The sequence below is a fragment of the Xenorhabdus lircayensis genome, assembly GCF_016306625.1.
In the GTDB taxonomy this organism is placed as follows: Bacteria; Pseudomonadota; Gammaproteobacteria; order Enterobacterales; family Enterobacteriaceae; genus Xenorhabdus; species Xenorhabdus lircayensis.
In genome coordinates this window covers 1-23,321 of sequence record NZ_JACOII010000039.1, presented here as the reverse complement: position 1 = coordinate 23,321, position 23,321 = coordinate 1, and the positions used below count along the sequence as shown (strand labels likewise).

At 45.4% G+C, this 23,321-nt stretch carries 17 protein-coding genes, 3 tRNA genes and 1 pseudogene; 8 read left to right on the top strand and 13 right to left on the bottom strand.

Annotated elements, in window-relative coordinates:
• Positions 1-64 precede the first annotated feature (64 nt).
• The 5 genes from hfq to tsaE all read right to left on the bottom strand — a co-directional run bounded on the left by hfq (position 65) and on the right by tsaE (position 5,269).
• On the bottom strand, positions 65-367 hold the full coding sequence (gene hfq, locus H8A87_RS11250; protein ID WP_198690060.1) for an RNA chaperone Hfq: 303 nt from the start codon (positions 365-367) through the stop codon (positions 65-67).
• A gap of 108 nt (positions 368-475) precedes the next feature.
• On the bottom strand, positions 476-1,417 hold the full coding sequence (gene miaA, locus H8A87_RS11245; protein ID WP_198690059.1) for a tRNA (adenosine(37)-N6)-dimethylallyltransferase MiaA: 942 nt from the start codon (positions 1,415-1,417) through the stop codon (positions 476-478).
• Positions 1,410-3,398, bottom strand: a complete 1,989-nt coding sequence (gene mutL, locus H8A87_RS11240) for a DNA mismatch repair endonuclease MutL (protein ID WP_198690058.1) — start codon at positions 3,396-3,398, stop codon at positions 1,410-1,412. The genes miaA and mutL overlap by 8 nt, the downstream gene beginning before the upstream one ends.
• A 51-nt stretch (positions 3,399-3,449) precedes the next feature.
• Positions 3,450-4,790: an N-acetylmuramoyl-L-alanine amidase AmiB gene (gene amiB / locus H8A87_RS11235; protein WP_408646911.1), complete on the bottom strand. Its 1,341-nt coding sequence runs from the start codon at positions 4,788-4,790 to the stop codon at positions 3,450-3,452.
• Between the two features lie 14 nt (positions 4,791-4,804).
• Positions 4,805-5,269 carry a tRNA (adenosine(37)-N6)-threonylcarbamoyltransferase complex ATPase subunit type 1 TsaE gene (gene tsaE, locus H8A87_RS11230; protein ID WP_198690056.1) on the bottom strand — a complete coding sequence of 155 codons (465 nt, stop codon included), beginning with the start codon at positions 5,267-5,269 and terminating at the stop codon, positions 4,805-4,807.
• A 195-nt stretch (positions 5,270-5,464) separates the two neighbouring features.
• On the opposite strand from tsaE, the gene queG reads away from it, so the two are divergent.
• A complete protein-coding gene (gene queG / locus H8A87_RS11225) occupies positions 5,465-6,622 on the top strand; it encodes a tRNA epoxyqueuosine(34) reductase QueG (RefSeq protein WP_198690055.1) in 1,158 nt (385 codons plus the stop codon).
• Between the two features lie 396 nt (positions 6,623-7,018).
• Complete coding sequence (locus H8A87_RS11220) at positions 7,019-7,264, top strand: hypothetical protein (protein WP_198690054.1); 246 nt, start codon at positions 7,019-7,021, stop codon at positions 7,262-7,264.
• 10 nt (positions 7,265-7,274) lie between these two features.
• On the opposite strand, the gene H8A87_RS11215 is transcribed toward H8A87_RS11220, so the two are convergent.
• The 4 genes and pseudogenes from H8A87_RS11215 to H8A87_RS11200 all read right to left on the bottom strand — a co-directional run bounded on the left by H8A87_RS11215 (position 7,275) and on the right by H8A87_RS11200 (position 9,932).
• Entirely contained in the window at positions 7,275-8,708 is a 1,434-nt protein-coding gene (locus H8A87_RS11215; protein ID WP_198690053.1) for a 4-hydroxyphenylacetate 3-hydroxylase family protein, read from the bottom strand.
• Positions 8,709-9,146: 438 nt separating this feature from the next.
• Positions 9,147-9,378, bottom strand: a pseudogene (locus H8A87_RS19870) (IS1 family transposase); the annotation flags it as partial.
• Entirely contained in the window at positions 9,324-9,524 is a 201-nt protein-coding gene (locus tag H8A87_RS19865; RefSeq protein ID WP_232370201.1) for a hypothetical protein, read from the bottom strand. The pseudogene H8A87_RS19870 and the gene H8A87_RS19865, both read right to left, overlap by 55 nt.
• A gap of 332 nt (positions 9,525-9,856) precedes the next feature.
• Positions 9,857-9,932, bottom strand: a tRNA-Gly gene (locus H8A87_RS11200).
• Positions 9,933-10,317: 385 nt separating this feature from the next.
• On the opposite strand from H8A87_RS11200, the gene H8A87_RS11195 reads away from it, so the two are divergent.
• The gene (locus tag H8A87_RS11195; RefSeq protein ID WP_198690050.1) at positions 10,318-13,698 is read left to right on the top strand and encodes an indolepyruvate ferredoxin oxidoreductase family protein; all 3,381 of its coding nucleotides are present in this window, start codon (positions 10,318-10,320) and stop codon (positions 13,696-13,698) included.
• A 45-nt stretch (positions 13,699-13,743) separates the two neighbouring features.
• On the opposite strand, the gene H8A87_RS11190 is transcribed toward H8A87_RS11195, so the two are convergent.
• The 4 genes from H8A87_RS11190 to orn all read right to left on the bottom strand — a co-directional run bounded on the left by H8A87_RS11190 (position 13,744) and on the right by orn (position 15,175).
• Positions 13,744-13,953, bottom strand: coding sequence for a hypothetical protein (locus H8A87_RS11190; RefSeq protein WP_198690049.1), 210 nt, complete (start codon positions 13,951-13,953; stop codon positions 13,744-13,746).
• A 272-nt stretch (positions 13,954-14,225) separates the two neighbouring features.
• Positions 14,226-14,301: transfer RNA gene (locus H8A87_RS11185), tRNA-Gly, on the bottom strand.
• A gap of 53 nt (positions 14,302-14,354) precedes the next feature.
• Positions 14,355-14,430: transfer RNA gene (locus H8A87_RS11180), tRNA-Gly, on the bottom strand.
• Positions 14,431-14,629: 199 nt separating this feature from the next.
• A complete protein-coding gene (gene orn / locus H8A87_RS11175) occupies positions 14,630-15,175 on the bottom strand; it encodes an oligoribonuclease (protein WP_198690048.1) in 546 nt (181 codons plus the stop codon).
• Positions 15,176-15,286: 111 nt separating this feature from the next.
• Between orn and rsgA the strand changes: the two genes are divergently transcribed.
• From rsgA to pdxR, 5 genes are read left to right on the top strand one after another with little or no spacing between them, the layout of a single operon-like run.
• The gene (gene rsgA / locus H8A87_RS11170) at positions 15,287-16,345 is read left to right on the top strand and encodes a small ribosomal subunit biogenesis GTPase RsgA (RefSeq protein WP_198690047.1); all 1,059 of its coding nucleotides are present in this window, start codon (positions 15,287-15,289) and stop codon (positions 16,343-16,345) included.
• Positions 16,346-16,379: 34 nt separating this feature from the next.
• A complete protein-coding gene (gene asd / locus H8A87_RS11165) occupies positions 16,380-17,360 on the top strand; it encodes an archaetidylserine decarboxylase (protein ID WP_198690046.1) in 981 nt (326 codons plus the stop codon).
• Between the two features lie 25 nt (positions 17,361-17,385).
• Complete coding sequence (gene mscM, locus H8A87_RS11160) at positions 17,386-20,730, top strand: miniconductance mechanosensitive channel MscM (RefSeq protein ID WP_198690045.1); 3,345 nt, start codon at positions 17,386-17,388, stop codon at positions 20,728-20,730.
• 12 nt (positions 20,731-20,742) lie between these two features.
• Complete coding sequence (locus tag H8A87_RS11155; RefSeq protein WP_198690135.1) at positions 20,743-21,942, top strand: MFS transporter; 1,200 nt, start codon at positions 20,743-20,745, stop codon at positions 21,940-21,942.
• Complete coding sequence (gene pdxR, locus H8A87_RS11150; RefSeq protein WP_198690044.1) at positions 21,943-23,313, top strand: MocR-like pyridoxine biosynthesis transcription factor PdxR; 1,371 nt, start codon at positions 21,943-21,945, stop codon at positions 23,311-23,313.
• Positions 23,314-23,321 lie beyond the last annotated feature (8 nt).

The following is a 23,321-nucleotide window of genomic DNA, read 5'->3' as shown; positions in this document are numbered from 1 at the left end:
AGGAAAAAACATAGGTAAAGTCTCCCTACCTATGTTTTTATTTACGTCAAGTACGGTCACTGATTTATTCAGCGCCATCACTTTCCTGTTGTGTTGCTGGGTTAGTGCCAGCATGATAGTTACCAACGCCAGTCGGCGCATTTTGGTTGCTACCGTGATGAGACACAGGACGGGAAGGCACAACAGTAGAGATAGCGTGTTTATAAACCATCTGACTGACCGTGTTTTTCAGTAAAATGACAAATTGATCAAAAGATTCAATCTGACCCTGTAATTTGATGCCGTTGACCAGATAAATAGAAACCGGGACCCTTTCACGCCGTAAAGCATTCAGGAATGGATCTTGCAAAGATTGCCCCTTAGCCATTCTATATTTTCCTTATTTTGTTGTTTTTAACTAAGAACCTATTGGTTCGAAAAAGTAACTACTCAAAAGTGACACTTTGTACTGATCAATTGTACACAATCAATGAATTTATGTACTAATCACCTGTATGACTGTATTTAGCGCTTGTTTAGGTTGATCACTATCCAACCAAGTCACATCTTTCCAACTCCTGAGCCATGTGATCTGACGCTTTGCCAGCTGGCGTGTCGCACAGGTACCACGATAAACCATCTCATCATGAGATATTTCGCCCGCGAAGTATGACCACATCTGACGATAACCAACACAACGAATGGAGGGTAAATCTGTATGCAAATCACTACGAGCATAAAGCGCTTTCACTTCATCTTCAAACCCTGATTTGATCATTTGTTCAAAACGGGCGGCGATACGCTGATGCAAGATTTCACGGCTTGCAGGTGCGATAGCAAATTGATGAACGCAATAAGGTAATATTTCTCCAGACGTTTCAGTCAATGCAGTTAGAGTTTTACCCGAAATTCGAAAAACTTCCAGTGCACGAGTAAGACGTTGTGGATCATTAGGATGAATCCTTGCAGCCGAAACTGGATCGATCTCCTGTAATTGCTGATGCAATGCATCCCACCCAATCGCCACCGCCTGCTGCTCGATTTGCGCCCGAACTTCAGGATTTGCAGAGGGCAAAGGTGATAATCCTTCCAGCAATGCTTTGAAATATAGCATGGTTCCACCAACCAGGAGTGGAATTCTCCCTGCAGCCGTGATATCTGCCATTTCTTTCAGGGCATCACGGCGAAAATCAGCAGCAGAATAAGTTTCAGCGGGATCGAGCATATCGATCAAACGATGGGGTGCCAGTGACTGCTCTTCTGCGGAAGGTTTTGCTGTTCCAATATCCATCCCACGGTAAACCAGCGCAGAATCGACGCTGATCAATTCAACTGGAAGGTGCTGACGCAAAGCGATCGATAACGCCGTTTTTCCTGAAGCCGTTGGCCCCATGATGAAAATGGCGGTCGGCAGATGTTGAGTTTTTAAATCACTCATGATTAAGAAGTGCCACCACTGCTTGTAAATCAATTAACTGTAATAACCCTTCCGGCGGGGAACCCACCAGTTGAGGACAAAGACGCTCGACATCAGCCAAAAGCTGGACAGCTTGTGCGACGTTCCACGTTTCATGCTCGCTACCCACATGACGGGAGAGCCAAATTGCAACCTGCTCAATAGAGGCTACTGACTGCTCCCCAAGATAGCCCAACAGCTCCGGCAGAAGTTTCGGCAGGTTCTGTTGGCGCAAAGGCAACGATACCGCATGAATGGTTACTTTTCCATGCGCGACTGTAGATTCAATGCCAAAAGTCTTTAATAGCTCACCATTCTGCTTCAAGGCTCGCATTTCTGCCTGATTGAGAGCAAGTTTCAACGGGATCAATAATGGCTGAGGTTTCAGACCCTGCTCCCCTGGCGTTAGTTGTGCCTGTTTAAGCCAGCGTTCAGCAACTGGCAGAGAGAGCACCCCTACTCCCAATGAAGATTCAGTCAAGGCATAACAACCTGCATAAATGCTCAATACTTTTCCGAAACTATATTTTTCGAAACTATAATTGCTGCCAAAACCAGCATTGCTGTTTTTTCCCTGCTCCGAGTGCACCGATGTGACAGAAACAGGCATTGGGTGAGAAATTGACGGACCGGAAATTGACGAACCAGACGCTGAGGCGTTTTTTTCCGGAAATAATGGTCGTTTTTCTTCCGGTGCAAACTGCATCAATTTTTGGTACAGCTCACCCTGTTTTTTCTGGTAATTTTCTCCATGATGCAATGGCTGCGTTTCACGGCCTGAATATTGGCGTTCTCCATACTCCTGATTCCTGCCATTATCTCCATTATCATGACGTTGAGAAGATGCAGTATCTGCTGGCACGACACTCTTCCGGAGGAAATGGTTTTCTCCCGCAGAAGGGCGATTCTCCGGCACCCAGCTTGCAGTAGGCTCCTGACAACCGAGTTCTAATTCAGCTCCCTTGCCGCGTTGTTTCAATACCGCAGCCACGCCTTGATAAATAAAATCATGCACCAAACGTGATTGATGGAAACGTACTTCATGTTTAGCCGGATGCACATTGACATCCACCTGATGCGGATCAATCTCCAGATACAGAACATAAGTTGGCTGCTGCTCACCCTGAATCAAGTCTTGATAGGCTTGACGAATCGCATGATTAATCAGCCGATCCCGCATCATGCGCCCATTGACATAGCAATATTGAATATCGCTTCCTGCCATGGCACTCATGGGGTCAGCAACCCAGCCCTTAATGGAAAGGGAATCATGCTGCCATGACAACGCCAAAACCTGCTGCACAAACGCCGCACCACAAATCGCCGCCAAGCGCCGTTCATGCTGCGATTCGTCTTTGGCAGGACGATACTGACGCATCAACTTTCCATTGTGATTCAGGTTGACGGCCACATCCAGCCGCGCCAGTGCAATCCGACGCACCACTTCATCAATGTGACCAAACTCCGTTTTTTCCGTTCTCAGGAATTTGCGGCGGGCTGGCGTGTTATAAAACAGATCCAACACTTCAACCGTCGTTCCTACAGGATGAGCGGCAGGTTTAACCGTCACTTCCATATCACGGCCTTCCGCATAAGATTGCCATGCTTCTGTTTGGCTTTCAGGACGGGAAGTCAATGTCAGCCGCGAAACAGAACTGATACTGGCCAGCGCTTCCCCGCGAAAGCCCATGCTGACAATCGCTTCCAAATCATCCAACGAAGCAATTTTACTGGTGGCATGGCGCGCCAGTGCCAATATGAGATCCTGTTGACTGATTCCACAACCGTTATCACGAATTCGGATCAACTTTGCGCCGCCACGTTCAATATCAATATCAATCCGAGTAGCGCCGGCATCAAGGCTATTTTCCACCAATTCTTTCACCACAGATGCAGGGCGTTCAACCACTTCACCGGCGGCAATCTGGTTTGCCAATTGTGGAGGTAATATCTTGATAGCCATTATTCGACCTTATCTTACGATTTAGAGCCTATTCTGATAGGCGTATATTGGTTACTTTGGCGCGGACTGCAATGGATTAGCCTGAAAATAGTGACGTAATCCAAGATGAATAGCTTGCGCCAATTTCTCCTGATACTGATTGGAACCCAGCAATTCTTCTTCAGAAAAATTGCTGATAAAGCCTGTTTCCACCAAAATGGACGGGATATCCGGAGAGCGCAAAACACCAAGGCTCGCATGCTCTGGTGTACGTTTATGCAAAGAACCAATCCTAGTTAGCTGACTCAATATTTGCATGGCAGCATCATAGCCGACACGCTGGGAATGGCCGAATTGCAAATCTAACACCGCCTGACTCAAATAAGGATCAGTACCATTGGCGAGGACGTCTCCCGCACCACCCAGCAATTCCGATTGTTTCTCATGCTGCTCCAGCCAGTTCCCCAATTCATTGTTTGCTCGACGATTGGAGAGCACCCAAACAGAAGCACCTCTGGCACTGCGATTAGGGGCGGCATCTGCATGAATCGATACCAGCATATTAGCCTTATGCTTGCGAGCCACCTCGGAACGCCCTGCCACAGAGATAAAATAATCTCCATTGCGCGTCAACACAGGCTTAAACATGGGATCACTACGCAAACGGGCTTCCAGCTTACGTGCAACACTAATAGTTACATTTTTTTCTTTCAATCCCCGCTGCCCAATCGCACCGGGATCTTGCCCGCCGTGTCCTGCATCAATGGCAATAACAATCGGATGTATACCTTTCCCTCGTGCAGTTTGGATAACCTGTTTTTTCACACCCTGCTCATGTTGATTCGATGCTGGCTGCTTCATAAGCGGGACATCATTAGTTAGTAACCGCTTACTTTCATTTTGTGACGTATTATTCTTGAGTGCCGATGAATTATTCACCGCCCCATTGGCTTTTAACGTCATCCGCACCTGATATTGACTACCGGAGTTTTTCACCGTAGCGGAGTTTTTTACTGTAGAAGTAGCCGTGGCCTTATGTGCCAATTCCAGCACAATCCGCTGATGATGTGCATCAGGCGACTGGCTGGAACGAACCTGTTTTACCAGATCCTGACCGGATAAAAGCATCGGCAACCCAACGATTTTACCAGCTTGGCGAATATCCACTACCAGTCGTTCAGGGGAATGCAGAAGAAAAAATCGATAATCAGGTTGCCCGCCAGTGAATTCCAACGTTACTGTGGCTTCAGATGGGCTATTACTCACATGAACATTCGACAACGTAGCCGCTGCGGCTGTCATCATGACCAATTGGCTCAACATGACAAACAAAGTACAGGACATCACCCAGTGGGCGTGCCATTTTTTGCTTATGTTCACAAAAAAGGCATTCACGAAAAAGGCATTCATCATGGACGGGTATTCCTTCATAAGGACGTCAAATTATCCAACAGACTTTCACCATACTCAGATAATGCGACAAAACGCGCCTGTCGCCCTTCACTGTCATAACTCAAGTGCAACTCAATATCGGCATCAGGCAAAACCCCTGCTCCCTGTTGAGGCCACTCCACCAAGCAAATGGAATCCTGATGGAAATAATCACGGATACCCATAAATTCCAGCTCTTCAGGGTCGGCCAGACGGTACAGGTCGAAATGATAGACAGGCCGTGGCTGTAGGGAGTAAGGCTCGACCAGAGTATAAGTCGGACTTTTTACATGTCCCTGATGGCCGAGTGCCTGTAGGAAACCACGACTGAATGTGGTTTTTCCGGCGCCAAGATCGCCATATAAATAAATAACATAGCCGCGATCGCCGACTGACGCCACTGCATTGCCCAATGCAACGGTGGCATTTTCATTTGGAAGTGATAAAACGAGTTCTTTCATCGAAAAATATCTATTTTATTTATTGAATTAGAGCCTAATCAGGTAGACATATCAGCGAAATAGCTTAACCGATAACCATAACATAACTCAGTCATTGTCATTGGACATCTTCTGTACCGCTGTATATCGCATTTTTTGTATTCAACCTACACTATGTTAATCTACGCTGCTCTTGCAGCAGTAAATTGATATTCCATGGCAACTCCTCTCGATCTGAATCTTCTAGCAGCAAACATCAAGCAATGGGGTATTTCCCTTGGCTTCCAGCAAGTCGGCATCTGTGACACCGATTTATCGGCAGAAGAACCGAGACTACAGGAATGGCTTGATAAGCAAAACCACGGCGAAATGGATTGGATGGCACGTCACGGCATGATGCGCGCGCGCCCTCATGAACTGTTGCCCGGAACTTTGCGGGTTATCAGCATACGCATGAATTATCTACCTGCTAAAGCGGCTTTTGCCAGTACACTTAACAATCCGCAAATGGGCTATATTAGCCGCTATTCGCTGGGCAGAGATTATCACAAACTGCTACGCCAACGTCTCAAAAAACTGGGCGATAAGATCCAAGACTATTGCATCGCTCATGAATATCAGGGAACTCTGAATTTTCGCCCTTTTGTCGATTCCGCTCCTATTATGGAACGTCCACTGGCAGCAAAAGCGGGGCTTGGATGGGTTGGTAAACACTCACTTATATTAAATCGGGAATCGGGTTCTTGGTTTTTCCTTGGTGAATTGCTGATTGATCTTCCCCTACCGATTGATACCCCCCAAGAAGAACAATGCGGACGCTGCGTAGCCTGCATGACAACCTGTCCGACAGGTGCCATTGTTGAACCTTACACCATTGATGCTCGGCGCTGCATTTCTTATCTGACAATTGAATTGGAAGGTGTGATACCGGAAGAATTTCGCCCATTGATGGGCAATCGGATTTATGGCTGCGATGATTGCCAGCTTATTTGCCCATGGAACCGTTTTTCACAATTAACGGATGAGGCTGACTTCAGCCCCCGGGCCGCACTGCATGCCCCTGAACTACTTAATCTATTCAGTTGGAATGAGGAAAAGTTCCTGCGTATTACAGAAGGCTCGGCCATTCGCCGCATTGGGTATTTGCGCTGGCTACGCAACATTTCCGTTGCCTTGGGCAATGCGCCTTATCAAGATGATATTGTGTTAGCGTTGGAAAAAAGAACTGGCTTGAGTGAAGTGTTGGATGAACATATCCGCTGGGCTATCGCTCAACAAATAACCAGCCGCAATGCTAATGCAATTGAAGTTCAGACCTCACAACAAAAACGATTGATACGAGCAATTACCAAAGGCTTACCCAGAGATGCTTAATTATCAAACAATCGAATTTCTTGTTAAAAAAGCCGTCTATTTCCTTGTGAATAAAATAAAAATGCTTTGCTGATCAAAGAACAAACAGAGAACAATTATTAATCAGTGAATTTTTAAATGAGGTTAATTACTTTCATTAATCAATAAGTTAAGTATGTACTATTGTGTTGAATGATAAATCAAAACATCCAAATACAGGAAAGCCTCCCTGTGGATAACTCTGTGTAACAAGTAGAGCATCATCGGGTAACTCAATATGGCAGTAATCTTAAATACTGTGGATAAAAAACAAGAATTGAATTCTAGTGAATTCAGCCGCGAAATAAAAATCCACTCATCCATTCTAGACGCTAGTGGAGAAATTTTCCTCTGTCTCTCCAAAAATGAGGCGGCATTATGGACTTGTTAATACAGGATAGCAAGCGCTTATCGACAATTTATTTTGGTAGGGATTATATTTTGGATGGAGGTAAGATAACGATTGGAAAATACTCCAATATCCAGCAAGAAGTGCCAACATCTCTACGCCGGCACTCTTCCCTCTTCGGCTATATCTACTACTATATCCACATCCACTATTACTATATCCACTACACCTATTATGGTGGTCACGGTGGTAGTAAGATGATGGTAGTCGGATAAAAAGGCCAGACTAGAGCATTTTGATCTTTTCAACCAATTCCTTCGATGATTCCCAATCATACTGATCGTAAAGGCGCCCTAGCGTTTGATAATGAGCTCCGGCATAAAACAATTCATATTGATGATGTCTTGATGCGAACTCTGACCCCACAGCATCCCATACTAATTTCATCAATCTGACCCTTTCGACAGGAGAAACAATGGATGAATACTGAGTCTTCTCAATAATACTTAAAATCTCATCATTCTCTAAATCCGCCTCACTTGATGGCAACATCAAAATGCCTCCACCAGCCAGTTTCCTTATCGTTTCCAACACCTTTGGGTATATTGACTGCGAGATGACCCGATACGTATAAAGTTGAGTTTTATCAGGTATATAAAATCCGTTATAAACTTTTGGGCAATGGATCACACTATTAAACAGCCCCTCAACATTCATTGCATAGCAGGCTAACTGTGCAAGTGATTCCTTCACTGCCGGGTACTGGCAAACACCGTTTGTCTCAGTCATTACCTGAGCTAATCCAGTTAAAAAGTGTAATTTCACTGCGTAACGAGCCAGACTTTGAATATCCATCAAAATTTCCGTAGCAGTTGAGTCTAACTGCTTAAGGCACATCTCAATGTCTTCACAGATAAATACTCGCTCCCAAGGCACCAAAACATCATCAAAATAGAGCATTGAATCATTTTCATCAAACCGAGACGACAATGGATAATCCCTGGAATTTGCCTCTAATTCGTAAGAGCGCCTTGAAAGGATTTTTATGCCTTTCGTATTAAGTGGCATGGCAAAAGAAAGTGCATATCGCTCATCAACTCCTGATGTAAGCGGTTTATGAGTACCAACTAAAACCTCATCAGCCAGTGCTGCTCCCGTAGCCAGCATTTTCGCGCCTCTGACAATAATTCCCTTAGCATTCTTTTCCACCACCCCAAGAGTGTGATAGATATTCTTGGTATGCTCACCGGGTGTTTTTGAACGATCACCTTGCGGATTAACCAATGCGTAAGTCAGATAGAGATCCTTCTCACTCACAAAGGCAAAATAATTTCTCAAAGCATCGGCGCGTTCTTGCGAGTAAGATTCAAATAACTCAATGTGCGTTATCATTCCCGCCAGCGCCGATGCAACATAATCGGGACTTCTTCCGAGCCAACCAACCGTCTGTTTAGCCCACTCATATGCAGCATGACCGCGCGCAATCAATATTTCAGGCGTAGTAGGCAACTGCCAGTACAGACTCATCTGCTCCCCGGCGTCTGTCCTGAAAGCCATTCTATCGGCATGCTCAACTTTATAATCATATAATTTCGCAACAGACCTAATCGCATTCCTAAACGCGGGATGATCCACATGATTTGTGACCTTCTCTCCATTAATAAAAATAATCCTCCCATCACGCAGATCATCGATATATTTTTCTCCAGTTCTTATCATCTTTTCTATACTCCTCCCGCTAGCGACGATTTTTTTAAAGGTTTAGAAAAGAAGTTTTTCTAATCAGCACTGAATATCTAATATACAAAGACAGTTGCCCCTATTTTGAGAACAGGCATAACTACAATATATATGTGTATCATTAAAATATTGCTGAAAATGAGGAGCTATTAATGTCACCAACATCTACTGTGATTATCCTACAAACGCAGGTTTTCAGTGATGATCATGAGGATACATTACCTTCCCAGTGCTAAAAAAAGAACTTACTTTTCAATATACTGAGGTATATTCCTGTGGATTAGCTAGAAAAGCGATATCAAATTCCAACATCATCATGATCGCGAATAACAGGTGAGATAACTTAATCCATGGTAGTTATAGTTTTAAACTAGGCTTATTAAAATTCTATAGATTTAAAATATAAAAAATATAGGGTCATGATGCCAAAGGATTGTAATGATGTTTTTCAATATATGCGCCGATGACTTTTTCATGGATTTCTATTGAGCATGAATAACCAATTATTCTTCTTGCCAATCGCTTGATAAGGATGTCAATAAGTCGAGCAATTTTCGGCAGGTGGCATCAGTTCGGGGCCGAATACATGGGCTATCACCAGTTTCCTTTTCGTTTCAAAAAAATACCACAGCCAATGACGTTGTTTCTTTTCGCTGAAAACATGCCTGCCCATTGTCTATCACTCATAGCCCCTGTGCCATTATCGGTGAGTAGATCAATGAATACATCTTCTGATTTTAAAATAAATGGATTTAATCCAGCCTCTGTATTTTTGCATTGAGTTCTGGTTATCATTCCAAGGTTCCGGTGCAGATCTCAATATAATCATTTTCCTCAAATAATAATCATAGGATGCTATTGATACATTAAATATGATTTCAGTATCGCAATTTACTCATCATTGAGGTCGATTTTTTTATTGTGATTCAGTATGTGTTTGCAACTATCCCGTGATCATGTGGTAGAACAAATAGAGTTATCCGGTAGTTTTTACCTGAATAATGTTGGCGCAATTTACCAAGCTGTTTGCCTTGGCGTAGGAATTCATGCCGGCACTGATTGATTGGGTGGTATTGTATTGGAAAGAAATTGAAGAACTGAAATAAGCAGAATGGAGTGAAAGTGATTGGAGCGGGAAACGAGACTCGAACTCGCGACCCCAACCTTGGCAAGGTTGTGCTCTACCAACTGAGCTATTCCCGCGTCGCTGACGGCTAATAATAGCCTGAAATACCTGAATACTAATTTGAATACCTGTTAACTCTATGAGTCACAAGATAGTTTGTCTAACCTACATATCAGGAGTGGGCGCTATTATGAACATGTTCAGATAAGATGGCAAGCCCTTTGCACCTATCTCCGTGCTAAACGCTCAAAAGATATTCGCTCAATTTTGACACAAAAAGCTGATGCTATCACTCTCACAATTAACTAAAATACCTAACCCCCCCTTTAAATTTAACACTAAATAAACGAATAACTAACATCTAATAAGATTTATGCTTGTCGTAAGCATTTTGCGGAAATAGATTAACATCAATTTTGGTCGTTACTTAGATGATTATTCTCTTCAGAGAGGGTCAAAAACATGGCTCGATATTATCAATCTAAATTTGTCACGGGTACTGACGCTCTGGTTGACCTTCTACTCGCTCAGGCTGAGTTGGATGAGATCCACAATCTCAACACAGCGGGATTCGTTTCAGGCTATCGTGGCTCGCCTTTAGCCCGTCTAGATCAAGTATTATGGCAACACAGCAAAGAACTTATCCAAGCCAATATTCGCTTTCAGCCTGCTGTCAATGAGGATCTCGCGGCAGATGCACTGGTAGGTACACAGAAAGTGGAATCTGACCCAGACAGACAGGTTAGCGGTGTCTTTGGGATGTGGTACGGCAAAGGGCCGGGAGTAGATCGCTCTGGAGATGCTCTCAGACATGGCAATGCCTATGGCTCCTCTCCACACGGTGGAGTGCTGGTTATCGTCGGAGACGACCACGGTTGCGTCTCTTCCTCCATGTCCCACCAATCTGATCTCGCCATGATGGCGTGGAGTATGCCCATTTTGCATCCTGCATCGGTTGCTGATTATCTCGATGTGGGTTTGTGGGGCTGGGCTGCATCACGCATCAGTGGTGCATGGATTGGGTTCAAGGCAATCAGTGAAGTCGTAGAAAGTGGTGCAATCAGAGAAAGTAAGCCATTTCCTGATTATAAAATTCCTCAAATTGATCCTGGCCCTGATGGGCTGCATTGGCGCTGGCCTGATCTCCCCGGCCCGCAGATTGAAAAGCGTTTATCCTATAAACTGAAAGCCATTGAAGAGTTTGCCAAACTTAACCCCATTGATCATCTCCTTGCCCCCTGCGAACATCCACGAGCATTATTAATAACGGTTGGCAAAGCCCATAGAGATGTAATGGAAGCCCTGCGCGCCGGAGGCCTAACCCCTTCCGAACTGGCACAACAAGGAGTCGCTTTTCTCCATGTCCGTTTAGTCTATCCTTTATCACCGCTTCTCAGCGAACTGGCTACACAAGTCAGCGATATTTTTGTCATTGAAGAGAAAGCGGCCATCGTCGAAATGCTGCTCGCGCATCAGTTGGTTAAGCGACAAAAAAGTGTCAATCTGGTAGGTAAGCATAACCATCTTGGTCAAAAACTGTTGCCCACAGACGTTGAATTACGCCCTTCACGGGTCGCAGTCCCGCTTTCCGGATGGCTACAACAATACAATCTATTTCTTTCCGTACCGCCAGAATGGTCAACAGCCATCGTTCCGCACGATGCCACTTTGCCAAAACGTACACCGTATTTCTGTGCGGGGTGCCCTCATAGCACTTCAACCCGCGTGCCGGATGGTAGCCAAGCCCAGATTGGCATTGGATGTCATGTCATGGCAGCGTGGATGGATCGCAACACAGGCAGCGGCCTCGCGCCAATGGGAGGCGAAGGTATCGACTGGATAGGACATGCCCCTTTTGTTAATCGATCCCACGTATTTCAGAATCTGGGTGATGGTACTTATTTTCATTCCGGTCATTTAGCCATTCGCCAATCAGTCGCTGCGGGAAGCCACATTACTTATAAGTTGTTATTTAATGATGCCGTGGCAATGACAGGCGGGCAGCCTCTGGATGGAAACATTACCATATCGCAGATTGCCTCTTCGATGCTTGCAGAAGGTGTGAAAGAAGTCGTTGTCGTGACGGATGATCTTGATAAATACCAAGATAAAAACATCCTTCCTCCCAATGTGAAGCTTTATGGGCGGGATTATCTCGAAGATGTACAGAAACGTTTTCGAGAGATCGTGGGCGTGACAGTAATCATCTACGATCAAGCCTGTGCCACGGAACTGCGCCGTAAAAGAAAGCGGGGCTTAGTCCCAAAAGCGCCGCGTCGCGCCGTCATTAACGAGCTGGTTTGTGAAGGATGCGGTGACTGTCAAATACAATCGAATTGCCTTGCCGTGATCCCTGCCAAAACGCCTTTAGGCACTAAACGCAAAATAGATCAGCACGTTTGCAACTCAGACTTATCCTGCCTGAAAGGGTTTTGCCCCAGCTTTATCACCGTCGAAAATGCCAATCCACGCCCCGATCTCAGCAAAATCATCTCACAGGACGAATTAGAAGAAATTATCCATAAGTTACCACTACCCACGCTTGCCTCTGCGGAAACGCCTTATGAAATCCTGTTAGTCGGCATCGGTGGTACAGGCATCGTCACCGCAGGACACCTACTTGCAAATGCCGCTCAGTTAGATAATTGCTCCGTCAGTCTGCTCAATTTTACTGGCTTTGCTCAAAAGGGAGGAGAAGCCATAACCCATGTACGGTTATGCCGTGATACGAATAAACTGCATCAAGTCAGGATTGATCGGGGACGCGCCAATCTGGTTATCGCCGCTGATTTAGTTGCTGCGACAGGACAAAATTCACAGGAAGTGATGTCGAGAGGCTCGACGAAATGCATACTGAACACCCATGAAACGCAAATTGGCATTATGCTTCGAGCCCCCATGCTGGATTTGGATCATCCCAAAATGCTAGAGATCCTTCACCAACACACTCAGACATTACTCTCCATTGATGCAGAGATGATGGCGGCTTATCTGGTGGGTGACAGGAACCAAACAAATATCATATTAATCGGTTATGCTTGGCAACTCGGCAAAGTTCCGATCACGTTATCTTCTATCAACAGCATCATTCAAGAACTAGGAAAATCAGCAGATAATGCTCGGCGGGCTTTCCATATAGGCCGCATTGCTGCGGTACAGCCAGATATCTTGCAGAAATACCTGAATATCAATCCTCAAGAAAGCATAAAAAGTTTGGACGACCTTATTATGCATCGATATCAATTGCTGGTTGATTATCAAAATGAAAGATATGCAATGCGTTATCTCAACCGCATTGCGCAAGTCCAAATGGTCACTCAACAGATTGATGCAGACGAAATCACCAAATCTATTGCTGAAAATTTATTCAAACTAATGGCGTATAAGGACGAATATGAAGTTGCCCGCCTGTACGTCAAAACTGGTTTTTTCGATAAACTCCACTCTCAGTTTGATAATACGGATAAAATTCGCTTTCACCTCAGCATTCCCTTTTTCAACCGTAGAGATCCTCGCACAGGTCAACGAGGAAAACGGGAATATGGTTCGTGGATCATTCCTATATTCCGCTTCATTGCCGCATGTAAGCCACTGCGTGGTACCGCTTTCGATATTTTTGGCTATCAGGAAGAGCGTAAGCAGGAAAGAAATTTGCTGCTTGAATATGAGCGATTAATTGATTTTCTGATCGAAAAACTGGATCGCAATAACTTGGCAATCTGTCAGCAACTCGCGGAACTACCCGATCAAGTACGTGGCTTTGGCCATGTGAAGCAGAAGGCAATAAAAAACATGATGGAACGTAAGGAAACATTGCTGAAAGAACTGGAAAAGAAAGTGTGATTATGGAAATTGGACATCATCAATGGCAATGATGTCCAACAACTCTCATTCTTTCCAACTACTACATTCTTTCCAACTACTATAGTAAGCACGTAACCGTTTTGTGATCTGCTCATCACGACAAGAAAATGCAACCAACTCAGGGGGTGGCGTATAAATTTCATCGATAGATTCAACTTGCGCCCGATACTTACTGAGTAAACCTTCGTGGATTGCTTCATCCCATCCCGGGCTAATGCTTCTGGCTATCGGCATATCACAGATGTTTTCTGATTCAACAGTGTTATCGACAGCAAACGTGCCACAACATCAGGCTGGCCTTGCAGGTGCTGTGTGAATACTGTGTGGAACTTGGCCCGACGGTTAGGCTTGCTTCGTTAATGTCAGTAATTGCTCACAAGCCACCCTTCTGCCACGAGTCAAACCGTACCATAGGTGAAGTTAGATATGTTGAAAACGAAAAAAGCACCAAAAGGTGCTTTTTTCTATGGCTTGCAGATTTATATAAAAATCTACAGTCCTGAATTTGGAGCGGGAAACGAGACTCGAACTCGCGACCCCAACCTTGGCAAGGTTGTGCTCTACCAACTGAGCTATTCCCGCATTTCTTATGGCTGCTGTCAGCCTGACTCTTCACACCTAGATAACTTTTTATTTGGAGCGGGAAACGAGACTCGAACTCGCGACCCCAACCTTGGCAAGGTTGTGCTCTACCAACTGAGCTATTCCCGCGTAAATTTTGGTGTGCTTGTACTTTTGAAATTATTCATCGGTACGGGGAGCGCATTATACGAGGAATTATTCTTCTGGCAAGCCCTAAGGCACAAAAAATCGCGTCTTTTCTCTGATTGATGATTAAATCGGCAAATTACCCGCTTAACCATCAACACAGGGATTAATTTATAGGCATCTTTGTACTGAACACCGCATTTTATTTTTGGATAAAATGCTCGCGGTAATACACCAACTCAGCAATTGACTCCCGAATGTCATCCAATGCCTGATGGGTATTTTTCTTGCTAAGTCCCGCCAGCATTTCGGGATTCCAACGACGAGCCAGTTCTTTAAGTGTACTGACGTCCAAATAACGGTAGTGAAAATATTTTTCCAACTCAGGCATATAACGGAATAGGAAACGACGATCCTGCCCCACACTGTTGCCACATATTGGCGATTTTCCTGCTGGAATCCACTGCTCCAGAAAGGCGATAGTCGCTTTTTCTGCCTGCGCATCATCAAACTGGCTCTGTTTCACACGTTCAACCAACCCACTGGCAGTATGCGTCCGTACATTCCAATCGTCCATCAATGCCAGCTGCTCGTCGGACTGATGTACGGCAATCACAGGCCCTTCCGCAAGGATATTCAATTCCGAGTCAGTAACGATGGTCGCAATTTCGATTATGCGATCACGCTCTGGATCTAACCCGGTCATCTCTAAATCTATCCAGATAAGATTGTTCTCACTTTTTGACATGATATATCCTAGTTTCCTTCAAAAGAGGTAGTCTGTGTCCGTGGTGTATCATAACGTTTTTGATCACTCACAGCGATAATCAGCAAGATAGATGAAATTAAGTGAGGTTCGGTGGCTAAAAATAAACTCTCCAAAGGGCAGCAACGCCGTGTGCAGGCCAACCATCAGCGCAGGCTGAGCAGGGCTGATACCAATAAACCAGAAATGGATGACAGCCAGCTTGGTGAGCCGCAGGAAGGGCTGGTAATCAGCCGATTCGGGCAACATGCCGATATTGAAGCCGCAGATTCTTCCATACAGCGTTGCAATATCCGCAGGACAATCCGCTCATTGGTGACCGGCGATCGCGTCGTATGGCGCCCTGCGTTGCAACTCCAATCTGATGTCAAGGTTAATGGGATCATAGAAGCGGTTCATGAACGCACTTCTGTTCTCACTCGCCCCGATTACTACGATGGTATCAAGCCCATTGCATCAAATATCAACCAAATCGTGATTGTTTCCGCTATCCTGCCTGAACTCTCACTGAATATTATCGATCGCTATTTAGTCGCATGTGAAACACTCAATATCGAGCCTTTGATCGTACTCAATAAAATCGATCTGCTGGATGCCGAAAGCCGTGAATGGGTCAATAGTGTCATGGACATCTACCGTCATATCGGTTATCGCGTACTGGAAGTTTCCAGCCATACCAGCGAAGGTATCCCTGAGCTCATCTCCCTGCTGGCTGATAAAATCAGCATCTTTGCGGGGCAATCTGGTGTCGGCAAATCCAGTCTGCTCAACACCCTGCTGCCTGATAATGAAAAAGATATTCTGGTCAATGTAGTCTCAGATAATTCCGGGCTCGGTCAGCATACCACCACCACCGCCCGCCTTTACCATTTTCCACTAGGGGGAGACGTGATCGACTCTCCGGGCGTCCGTGAGTTTGGATTATGGCATCTAACGCCAGAACAGGTTACACAAGGCTTTGCCGAATTCCGCGAATACCTTGGAGAATGCAAATTCCGTGATTGCAAACATCAGGATGACCCAGGATGCGCCTTAAGGGAAGCGTTGGAAAAAGGGGCCATAGCAGAAGAACGTTTCGAAAATTACCACCGGATTCTGGAAAGTATGGCACAGGTTAAACCACGCCGAAATTTCACAGACGGCCAAAAATAGGACAATAATTAACGATATCCTGACATTCAAAATAATGGCAGGTACAATAGTAGACTTTTGTCCAATTTGCCAAGAAAAAATCCAAGAGGTTGACGTGCTGGATAATCTTAAAATCAAGTTACAATATTTACTGCCAAAACAATGCATTACAAACTTGGCAGGCTGGTTTGCCAATAAAAAGGCTGGCTGGCTGACACAGCTTGCAATCAAGGCTTTCTCCAAAGCCTATAAAGTGGATATGAATGAAGCAAAAAATTCTTCATTCACCGCTTACTCAACATTCAATGAATTTTTTGTCCGTCCCCTGAAAGAGGATATTCGGCCTATCGTCAACGAAGCCAATCAACTGGCTCTGCCAGCAGATGGAACCGTCAGTCAGCTTGGGGCGATCCGTGAAGATCAAATTATTCAGGCTAAAGGCCACTACTACACCATAGAAGCCTTGTTGGCAGGTCAGTATCAACTGGCAGAGCAATTCCGTAACGGTCAGTTTATCACCATTTACTTATCGCCAAAGGATTATCACCGTGTCCATATGCCATGCGACGGTGTACTCAAAGAGATGATCTATGTTCCTGGCGATCTGTTTTCAGTCAATCCATTGACGGCAGCCAATGTTCCAAATCTGTTTGCACGTAATGAACGTGTCATCTGTTTATTTGAAACGGCATTTGGGCCAATGGTACAGATTTTGGTTGGGGCGACCATTGTCGGCAGTATTGAAACGGTCTGGGGTGGCTGTGCTACGCCACCACGTGAAGGCATCATCAAACGCTGGACCTACCCCGCAGAAGGTCAGGAAGGTGCGGTTGCCCTCAAGAAAGGAGAAGAAATGGGACGCTTCAAACTCGGTTCAACGGTTATCAACCTGTTTACTTCCAATCAGATTAATTTTGCCAATAGCTTATACAGTGGTTCACAAACCCGCATGGGGGCGCTCATGGCGCAGGCTATCACCGCAGAAGAACCTGCCGTGAATGCCGATGAATCAGTGAATAAAGATATCGTCAGCTAATTTTAGTACTAAGGAGCCCCTTATTGTGCGCCTGATTATCAGTTTACTTCTCAGTCTGTTGATTGCGAATTCGGCTTTTGCCGCTACAACACAGTTGGATGAAACCCAACTGAAACAAGAACTGAAGCAAGCTGGAGGTAGTAAGAATTCACAAGATTCTGAAATCGCGCAAGCACTTCAAGGGGCAATAAATTGGGTTAATGATACAAAATCCGCCGAGGAGCGCACTCAAAAATATCAACAGTCGATTGATGATTTTCCTTCCATCATCAGAGAACTGCGCCAGAAAATTCTGGCTGAAAGCCATGCGATTTCCCCCATTCCTGCCAATCAGCCTATCAGCGATTTAGAGCAGCAAATTATCCAGACTAGTAGCGAATTACTGGAACAAGGACGCCAATTACAGCAAGAGCAGGATAAAATCCGGGAAATCAGCGACTCCATGAACCAGTTGCCTCAACAACAGGTTGAGGCAAAGCGCCTGCTGGCCGAGGCGACGTCCCGTCTCCAATCCTTGAGTCCATCTTCCACACCACTGTCCGAAGCACAATTGACATTGGCTCAAGCAGAAATCAATGCGCGTAAAGCGGCGACCAATGAACTGGAAATGGCACAACTTTCTGCCAATAATCGGCAGGAAATTGCTCGCATACGCGCTGATTTATTTAAAAAACGCTATCAACGGTTGGATCTTAAACTCCAACAATTACGCAGTCAGTTAAATATCCAACGCCAGCAGAAAGCGGAATCCGCACTTGAACATACCGAAATGCTGGCGGAACAGAGTGGCGGGAAACTCCCACAGTTTTTGCTGGATGAGCTCCAGCAAAACCGCGAATTATCGCAAATGCTCAACCAGCAAACTCAGAGCATGGATTCCATTGGCTCACAACAGCGCAAGGTAGCCAGCGATATTCTTCAAGTTCGCCAAACACTGAATACCATCCGTGAACAGGCGCAATGGCTAAAAGATTCTACAGCACTTGGAGAAGCCTTAAGGGCTCAAGCCTCTCCGATCCCTGATATACCAAAATCCCAGCAACTTGACAGAAGTATTGCCGAATTGCGGGTCGAAAGACTGAAATATGAGGAAATGCTGGAACGCTCACAGCGTGACACCGACCAGACATCTCCCTCGAATAACTCACTGACTCCGGCACAAAAGCAAGTTTATGAGTCACTTATCCGAACTCGAAAAGAATTATTAAATTCTCTGCTCTCAGGATATGACAACGAAATACTGGAACTGACAAAGCTCAAAGTAGCCACCAGCCAATTAAACGATGCCCTGAAAGAAGTGCAGGATGCAACTCACCGCTATTTGTTCTGGGTCGCTGATGTCAATCCTATCTCGCTGAATTATCCGCTGCTGGTGGTGCAAGATCTGACACGCCTGCTGTCTCTGGATACGTTCTCACAGCTGGGCGTAGCAATCCATAGCATGTTGACCACGCAGGATACCCTGCTCTATTTGCTGGGTACTTTGCTACTAGTGATTTTCAGTATTAGCTCACATCGCCAATACCACGCCTTTCTTGAGCGTTCCAGCAATCGCATCGGCAAAGTGACACAAGATCATTTCTCTCTTACCTTGCGTACGGTTTTTTGGTCCATCGTCGCGGCATTACCACTGCCGATGCTCTGGTCAGCCATTGGTTATGGTCTGCAAAATGCGTGGCAGTATCCGATGGCTAACGCAATAGGCAATGGCGTGCGTGCGACAACACCAGTTCTGTGGGTCTTTATGCTCAGTGCAGCATTCGCCCATCCCAATGGTTTATTTATCGCGCACTTTCGCTGGCCGGAAGAACGCATAAAACGGGCAATGCGTTTCTATCGCCTGTCCATTTTCCTGATCGTGCCTCTCATGATGGCATTAATCACCTTTAATCATTACAGCGACCGAGAATTTACTTCAACCCTCGGCAGACTCTGCTTCGTGATGCTCTGTATTTCACTGAGTTTGGTGACCAGCAGCCTAAAACGCGCCGGCATTCCACTTTACATGGACAAACATGGCTCAGGCGAAAATATTGTTAGCTCAGTCCTGTGGTGGATACTGCTCTCTGCTCCGATCTTAGCGGCACTTGCTTCGATCCTCGGCTATCTGAAAACATCACAGGCACTGCTCGGTCGTCTGGAAACGTCTGTCGCCATCTGGTTCTTCTTACTGGTCATTTACCATATTATTCGTCGATGGATGCTGATCCAACGACGCAAAATTGCTTTTGAACGGGCAAAACAGCGCCGTGCAGAAATATTGGCCCAACGTGCCAAAAGTGAAGAAGACTCAGCCAATATCAATAGCAGTGTAGAAGGCTCGATCGAAGTTGAAGAGCCAGTCATCGATTTGGATGCAATCAGCGCCCAGTCACTGGGGTTAGTACGTTCGATCCTGACTATGATTGCGCTCGTTTCATTCATCCTATTATGGTCTGAATTACATTCAGCCTTCTCTTTCCTTGAGAATATCCGGCTCTGGGACGTTAGCACCACCGTCAACGGCGTCGATACCTTCCAACCCATTACCATGGGTTCGATATTAATTGCGATCTTAGTTATCGTCATTACAACGCAGCTTGTCCGTAACCTGCCAGCACTGTTGGAACTCGCTCTGTTGCAGCATTTGGATCTGACTCCGGGTACGGGTTATGCCATTACGACGCTAACCAAATACAGCCTTACCCTCATTGGCGGTCTAGTTGGTTTCTCGCTGGTAGGCATCGAGTGGTCGAAATTGCAATGGCTGATTGCTGCGATGGGTGTTGGTCTTGGTTTCGGCTTACAGGAGATTTTCGCCAATATTATTTCCGGCCTGATCATCTTGTTTGAAAAGCCGATCCGAATTGGCGATACCGTAACTATCCGTAACCTGACTGGCAGCATCACGAAGATCAATACGCGGGCAACGACCCTGTCTGACTGGGACAGAAAAGAGATTATCGTTCCCAACAGAGCATTCATTACTGAACAATTCATCAACTGGTCACTGTCTGATACGATCACCCGTATTGTCCTGACGGTTCCTGTACCGGCTGATACTGAATCCGCAAATGCCACCGACATATTAATGACCGCTGCCAGAAGCTCACCATTAATTCTTGATAACCCGATGCCGGAAGTGTATTTAGTGGATTTGCAACAAGGTATTCAGATTTACGAATTACGTGTCTACGCGGCAGAAATGGGGCATCGTATGCCTGCCCGTCATGAAGTACATCAATACATTTTGCAGGAATTCCGCAAACACGGTATTACGTTGCCATTCCCACCGTTCCAGGCACGTGTTGATATTTTCGGGCAAGAAATCCGTAGTGCTACAACTAATTTTTCGGGTCGTAATCCTCCACGTAAGCCGGGAGAACTATAAGGCTATTTCAACATCATTAGGCGAATACCTTTTCAAGTTAGCGGGTTACTGGCATTAAATGGCGTTTCCATTTTGGGAAACGCCATTACTGAAATTGCTATTCCGTGGCTGATTCTGGAAATCTCGGGCAGCCCGCTATTAGTCGCCACCGTGATGTCCGCAAAAATTCTGCCATTGATTTTCTCTATTTTCTTTAGCGCACAATTAGTAGATAAATACGGGGCATTCCGCATCTCACTATTATCTGATTTGGTAAATTTCCTGAGTGTCTTGCTGATCCCCGTGTTTTATACGATGGATATCCTGCACTTTTACTTATTGGCTATTTTGTTAATATTTTCCACCATCTTGGATTCTCCGGGACGCTTGGCAAAAGATGTAATGCTGGCAAAGGAGATCAAACAGAATAAAAGCGAACATGAGTTGATCAATGGAATCAACAGTACCATTGAGAATATTTGCGATTTGGTCGGCCCCATCGTTGGATCATTGATTATTGCCATGCTCGGTACGATCAATGCTCTGTATTTCGATGCAGTGAGTTTTTTAGTCGTTGCATTAGGGCTGATTATTCTGAAAAAACACTTCGTCGCCGATATCAATGAAGTGACGGTAATTTCCTCCCAGCCACACCATTATTTTCTTGAAGCATTCAGGTATATAAAATCCGAAAAAGAACTTTTCTCGGTACTTATCATCAGTTCGGTAGTGAATTTTGTTATCACACCGTTTCTGATTGTTTATTTACCGTATGTGAATAAACAAGAATTTAATTCCGTTTTGAGCCTCGGTGTCTCAATGACCTGCTTTGGCGTAGGAACAACACTTTCTTCATTGCTGTATGGTAATTATGGCAAGCATTTTTCCAGCAACCGCATCATCCTTTCTGGCTATGGCCTGCTCGTACTATTCCTGATATCGCTGAACCTGTACAGTGGGCAATATGTCTTGTTCACCCAGCTTTTCGTCATTGGCATTTGCATTGGTTTTGCTGGACCAGTCGAAGTCACGCTGATCCAGCGCCAAGTTCCAGAACACCTGTTTGGTCGAATAATGACACTGTTTTCCTCCACGCGATTCCTTGCCGTACCTGTTGGATATCTCTGTTTTGGTGCAGTACTTGAATCCAGATTTGCCGAGCAAACGCCGCTGATCATGGCTATCGTGGTATTGGGGGGGTTAATGGTTTACGGGTTGATGCAAGAGAGATAAATGAAAGCGACAATTGTTCAGCCTAACACCTTACAAAGAGATACCTCTTCACCACTTTATCGCCAGATATACCAGCGTTTTATTCAGGCCATTACCCAAGGGTCGTTACAACCTGAGCAACGCGTGCCATCTATTCGTGAATTATCCAATGAACTACAAGTTTCTCGCAGTACGGTAGAATCCGCTTACACATTATTGCTCAGCGAAGGCTATCTTGAAGCAAGAGGACAAGCAGGTACGGTTGTGTCACCACGACTTGCTGACATGGCGTTACAATCCTCTAAATCTCTTGTACCATCGCCTGTAAACGTGGCAGATCTATCACTGTTCGACTCGGCTTCAGCCACTGACCCACTGCCTTATCAGCTAGGATTGCCGGCATTGGATCTCTTTCCCCGCAAATTATGGAATACCCTTACCGTCAGGCAACTACGCTTACAAAGCCGACATATGTCCTATCCTCAACCTACGGGTTACCTGCCATTGCGCGAAGCCATCGCTGCTTACCTTCAACTATCACGAGGTATACACTGTTCACCACAGCAAGTATTTATTACAGCAGGCTATCGCGGTGCTCTCAGTCTGATCGGGCATACCTTGCTACAATCAGGGGATCAAGTGTGGCTTGAAGATCCTTGTTTTCCCCCCAGTTATCATTTATTGACCCAAATGGGAGCTGAGATTGTTCCGATACCTGTCGATCAACATGGAATGAATATCGCAATAGGTAAAATGCACGCACCAAATGCACGCTTTGCATTAGTCACACCAGCCCACCAAAGCCCATTGGGAGTTACTTTGTCAATGACACGGAGGCAGGAGCTTTTAACTTGGGCAGAACAGAGTCACTCTTTTATCATCGAAGATGATTATGACAGTGAATTTCTATACGACGACCGCCGCCAGCCTGCACTAGCCAGTTTGACCCCGAATAATGTTTTGTATATTGGTACATTCAGCAAAGTCCTGACTCCAGCACTCCGGCTCGCTTATCTGGTCGTTCCCCACCATCTGTTAGCACCTTTTATGGCCGCATGTCATGCTTGGCATGATGGGTGTCCCTTATTGCAGCAATCCGTCGTTACCAACTTTATGCAGGAAGGACATTTCTCACGTCATTTACGTAAAATGCGTACCGCCTATGCTCAACGTAGGCAAATGGTGATTGAGAGCTTAAATCAGGTTTTTGATACCCACCTTCAATTCGATACTCCTGTTGGTGGATTGCATTTACTGGCAAAACTCAACCAACATGAAGATGATGTCGCATTGGTTCAACATGCCAGAAAACATGGATTTGGTATTGCTGCATTGTCCTCACGAGGATTAGGCACTGGTTGTGGCAAGGGGCTGCTATTACTACAGTCGTAATTGCTCTG

Bases quoted from the DNA above. Each gene is read 5' to 3' on its own strand.
- hfq (WP_198690060.1), bottom strand. From the start codon at position 367: ATGGCTAAGGGGCAATCTTTGCAAGATCCATTCCTGAATGCTTTACGG.
- miaA (WP_198690059.1), bottom strand. From the start codon at position 1,417: ATGAGTGATTTAAAAACTCAACATCTGCCGACCGCCATTTTCATCATG.
- mutL (WP_198690058.1), bottom strand. From the start codon at position 3,398: ATGGCTATCAAGATATTACCTCCACAATTGGCAAACCAGATTGCCGCC.
- amiB (WP_408646911.1), bottom strand. From the start codon at position 4,790: ATGATGAATGCCTTTTTCGTGAATGCCTTTTTTGTGAACATAAGCAAA.
- tsaE (WP_198690056.1), bottom strand. From the start codon at position 5,269: ATGAAAGAACTCGTTTTATCACTTCCAAATGAAAATGCCACCGTTGCA.
- queG (WP_198690055.1), top strand. From the start codon at position 5,465: ATGGCAACTCCTCTCGATCTGAATCTTCTAGCAGCAAACATCAAGCAA.
- H8A87_RS11220 (WP_198690054.1), top strand. From the start codon at position 7,019: ATGGACTTGTTAATACAGGATAGCAAGCGCTTATCGACAATTTATTTT.
- H8A87_RS11215 (WP_198690053.1), bottom strand. From the start codon at position 8,708: ATGATAAGAACTGGAGAAAAATATATCGATGATCTGCGTGATGGGAGG.
- H8A87_RS19865 (WP_232370201.1), bottom strand. From the start codon at position 9,524: ATGATAACCAGAACTCAATGCAAAAATACAGAGGCTGGATTAAATCCA.
- H8A87_RS11195 (WP_198690050.1), top strand. From the start codon at position 10,318: ATGGCTCGATATTATCAATCTAAATTTGTCACGGGTACTGACGCTCTG.
- H8A87_RS11190 (WP_198690049.1), bottom strand. From the start codon at position 13,953: ATGCCGATAGCCAGAAGCATTAGCCCGGGATGGGATGAAGCAATCCAC.
- orn (WP_198690048.1), bottom strand. From the start codon at position 15,175: ATGTCAAAAAGTGAGAACAATCTTATCTGGATAGATTTAGAGATGACC.
- asd (WP_198690046.1), top strand. From the start codon at position 16,380: ATGGCAGGTACAATAGTAGACTTTTGTCCAATTTGCCAAGAAAAAATC.
- pdxR (WP_198690044.1), top strand. From the start codon at position 21,943: ATGAAAGCGACAATTGTTCAGCCTAACACCTTACAAAGAGATACCTCT.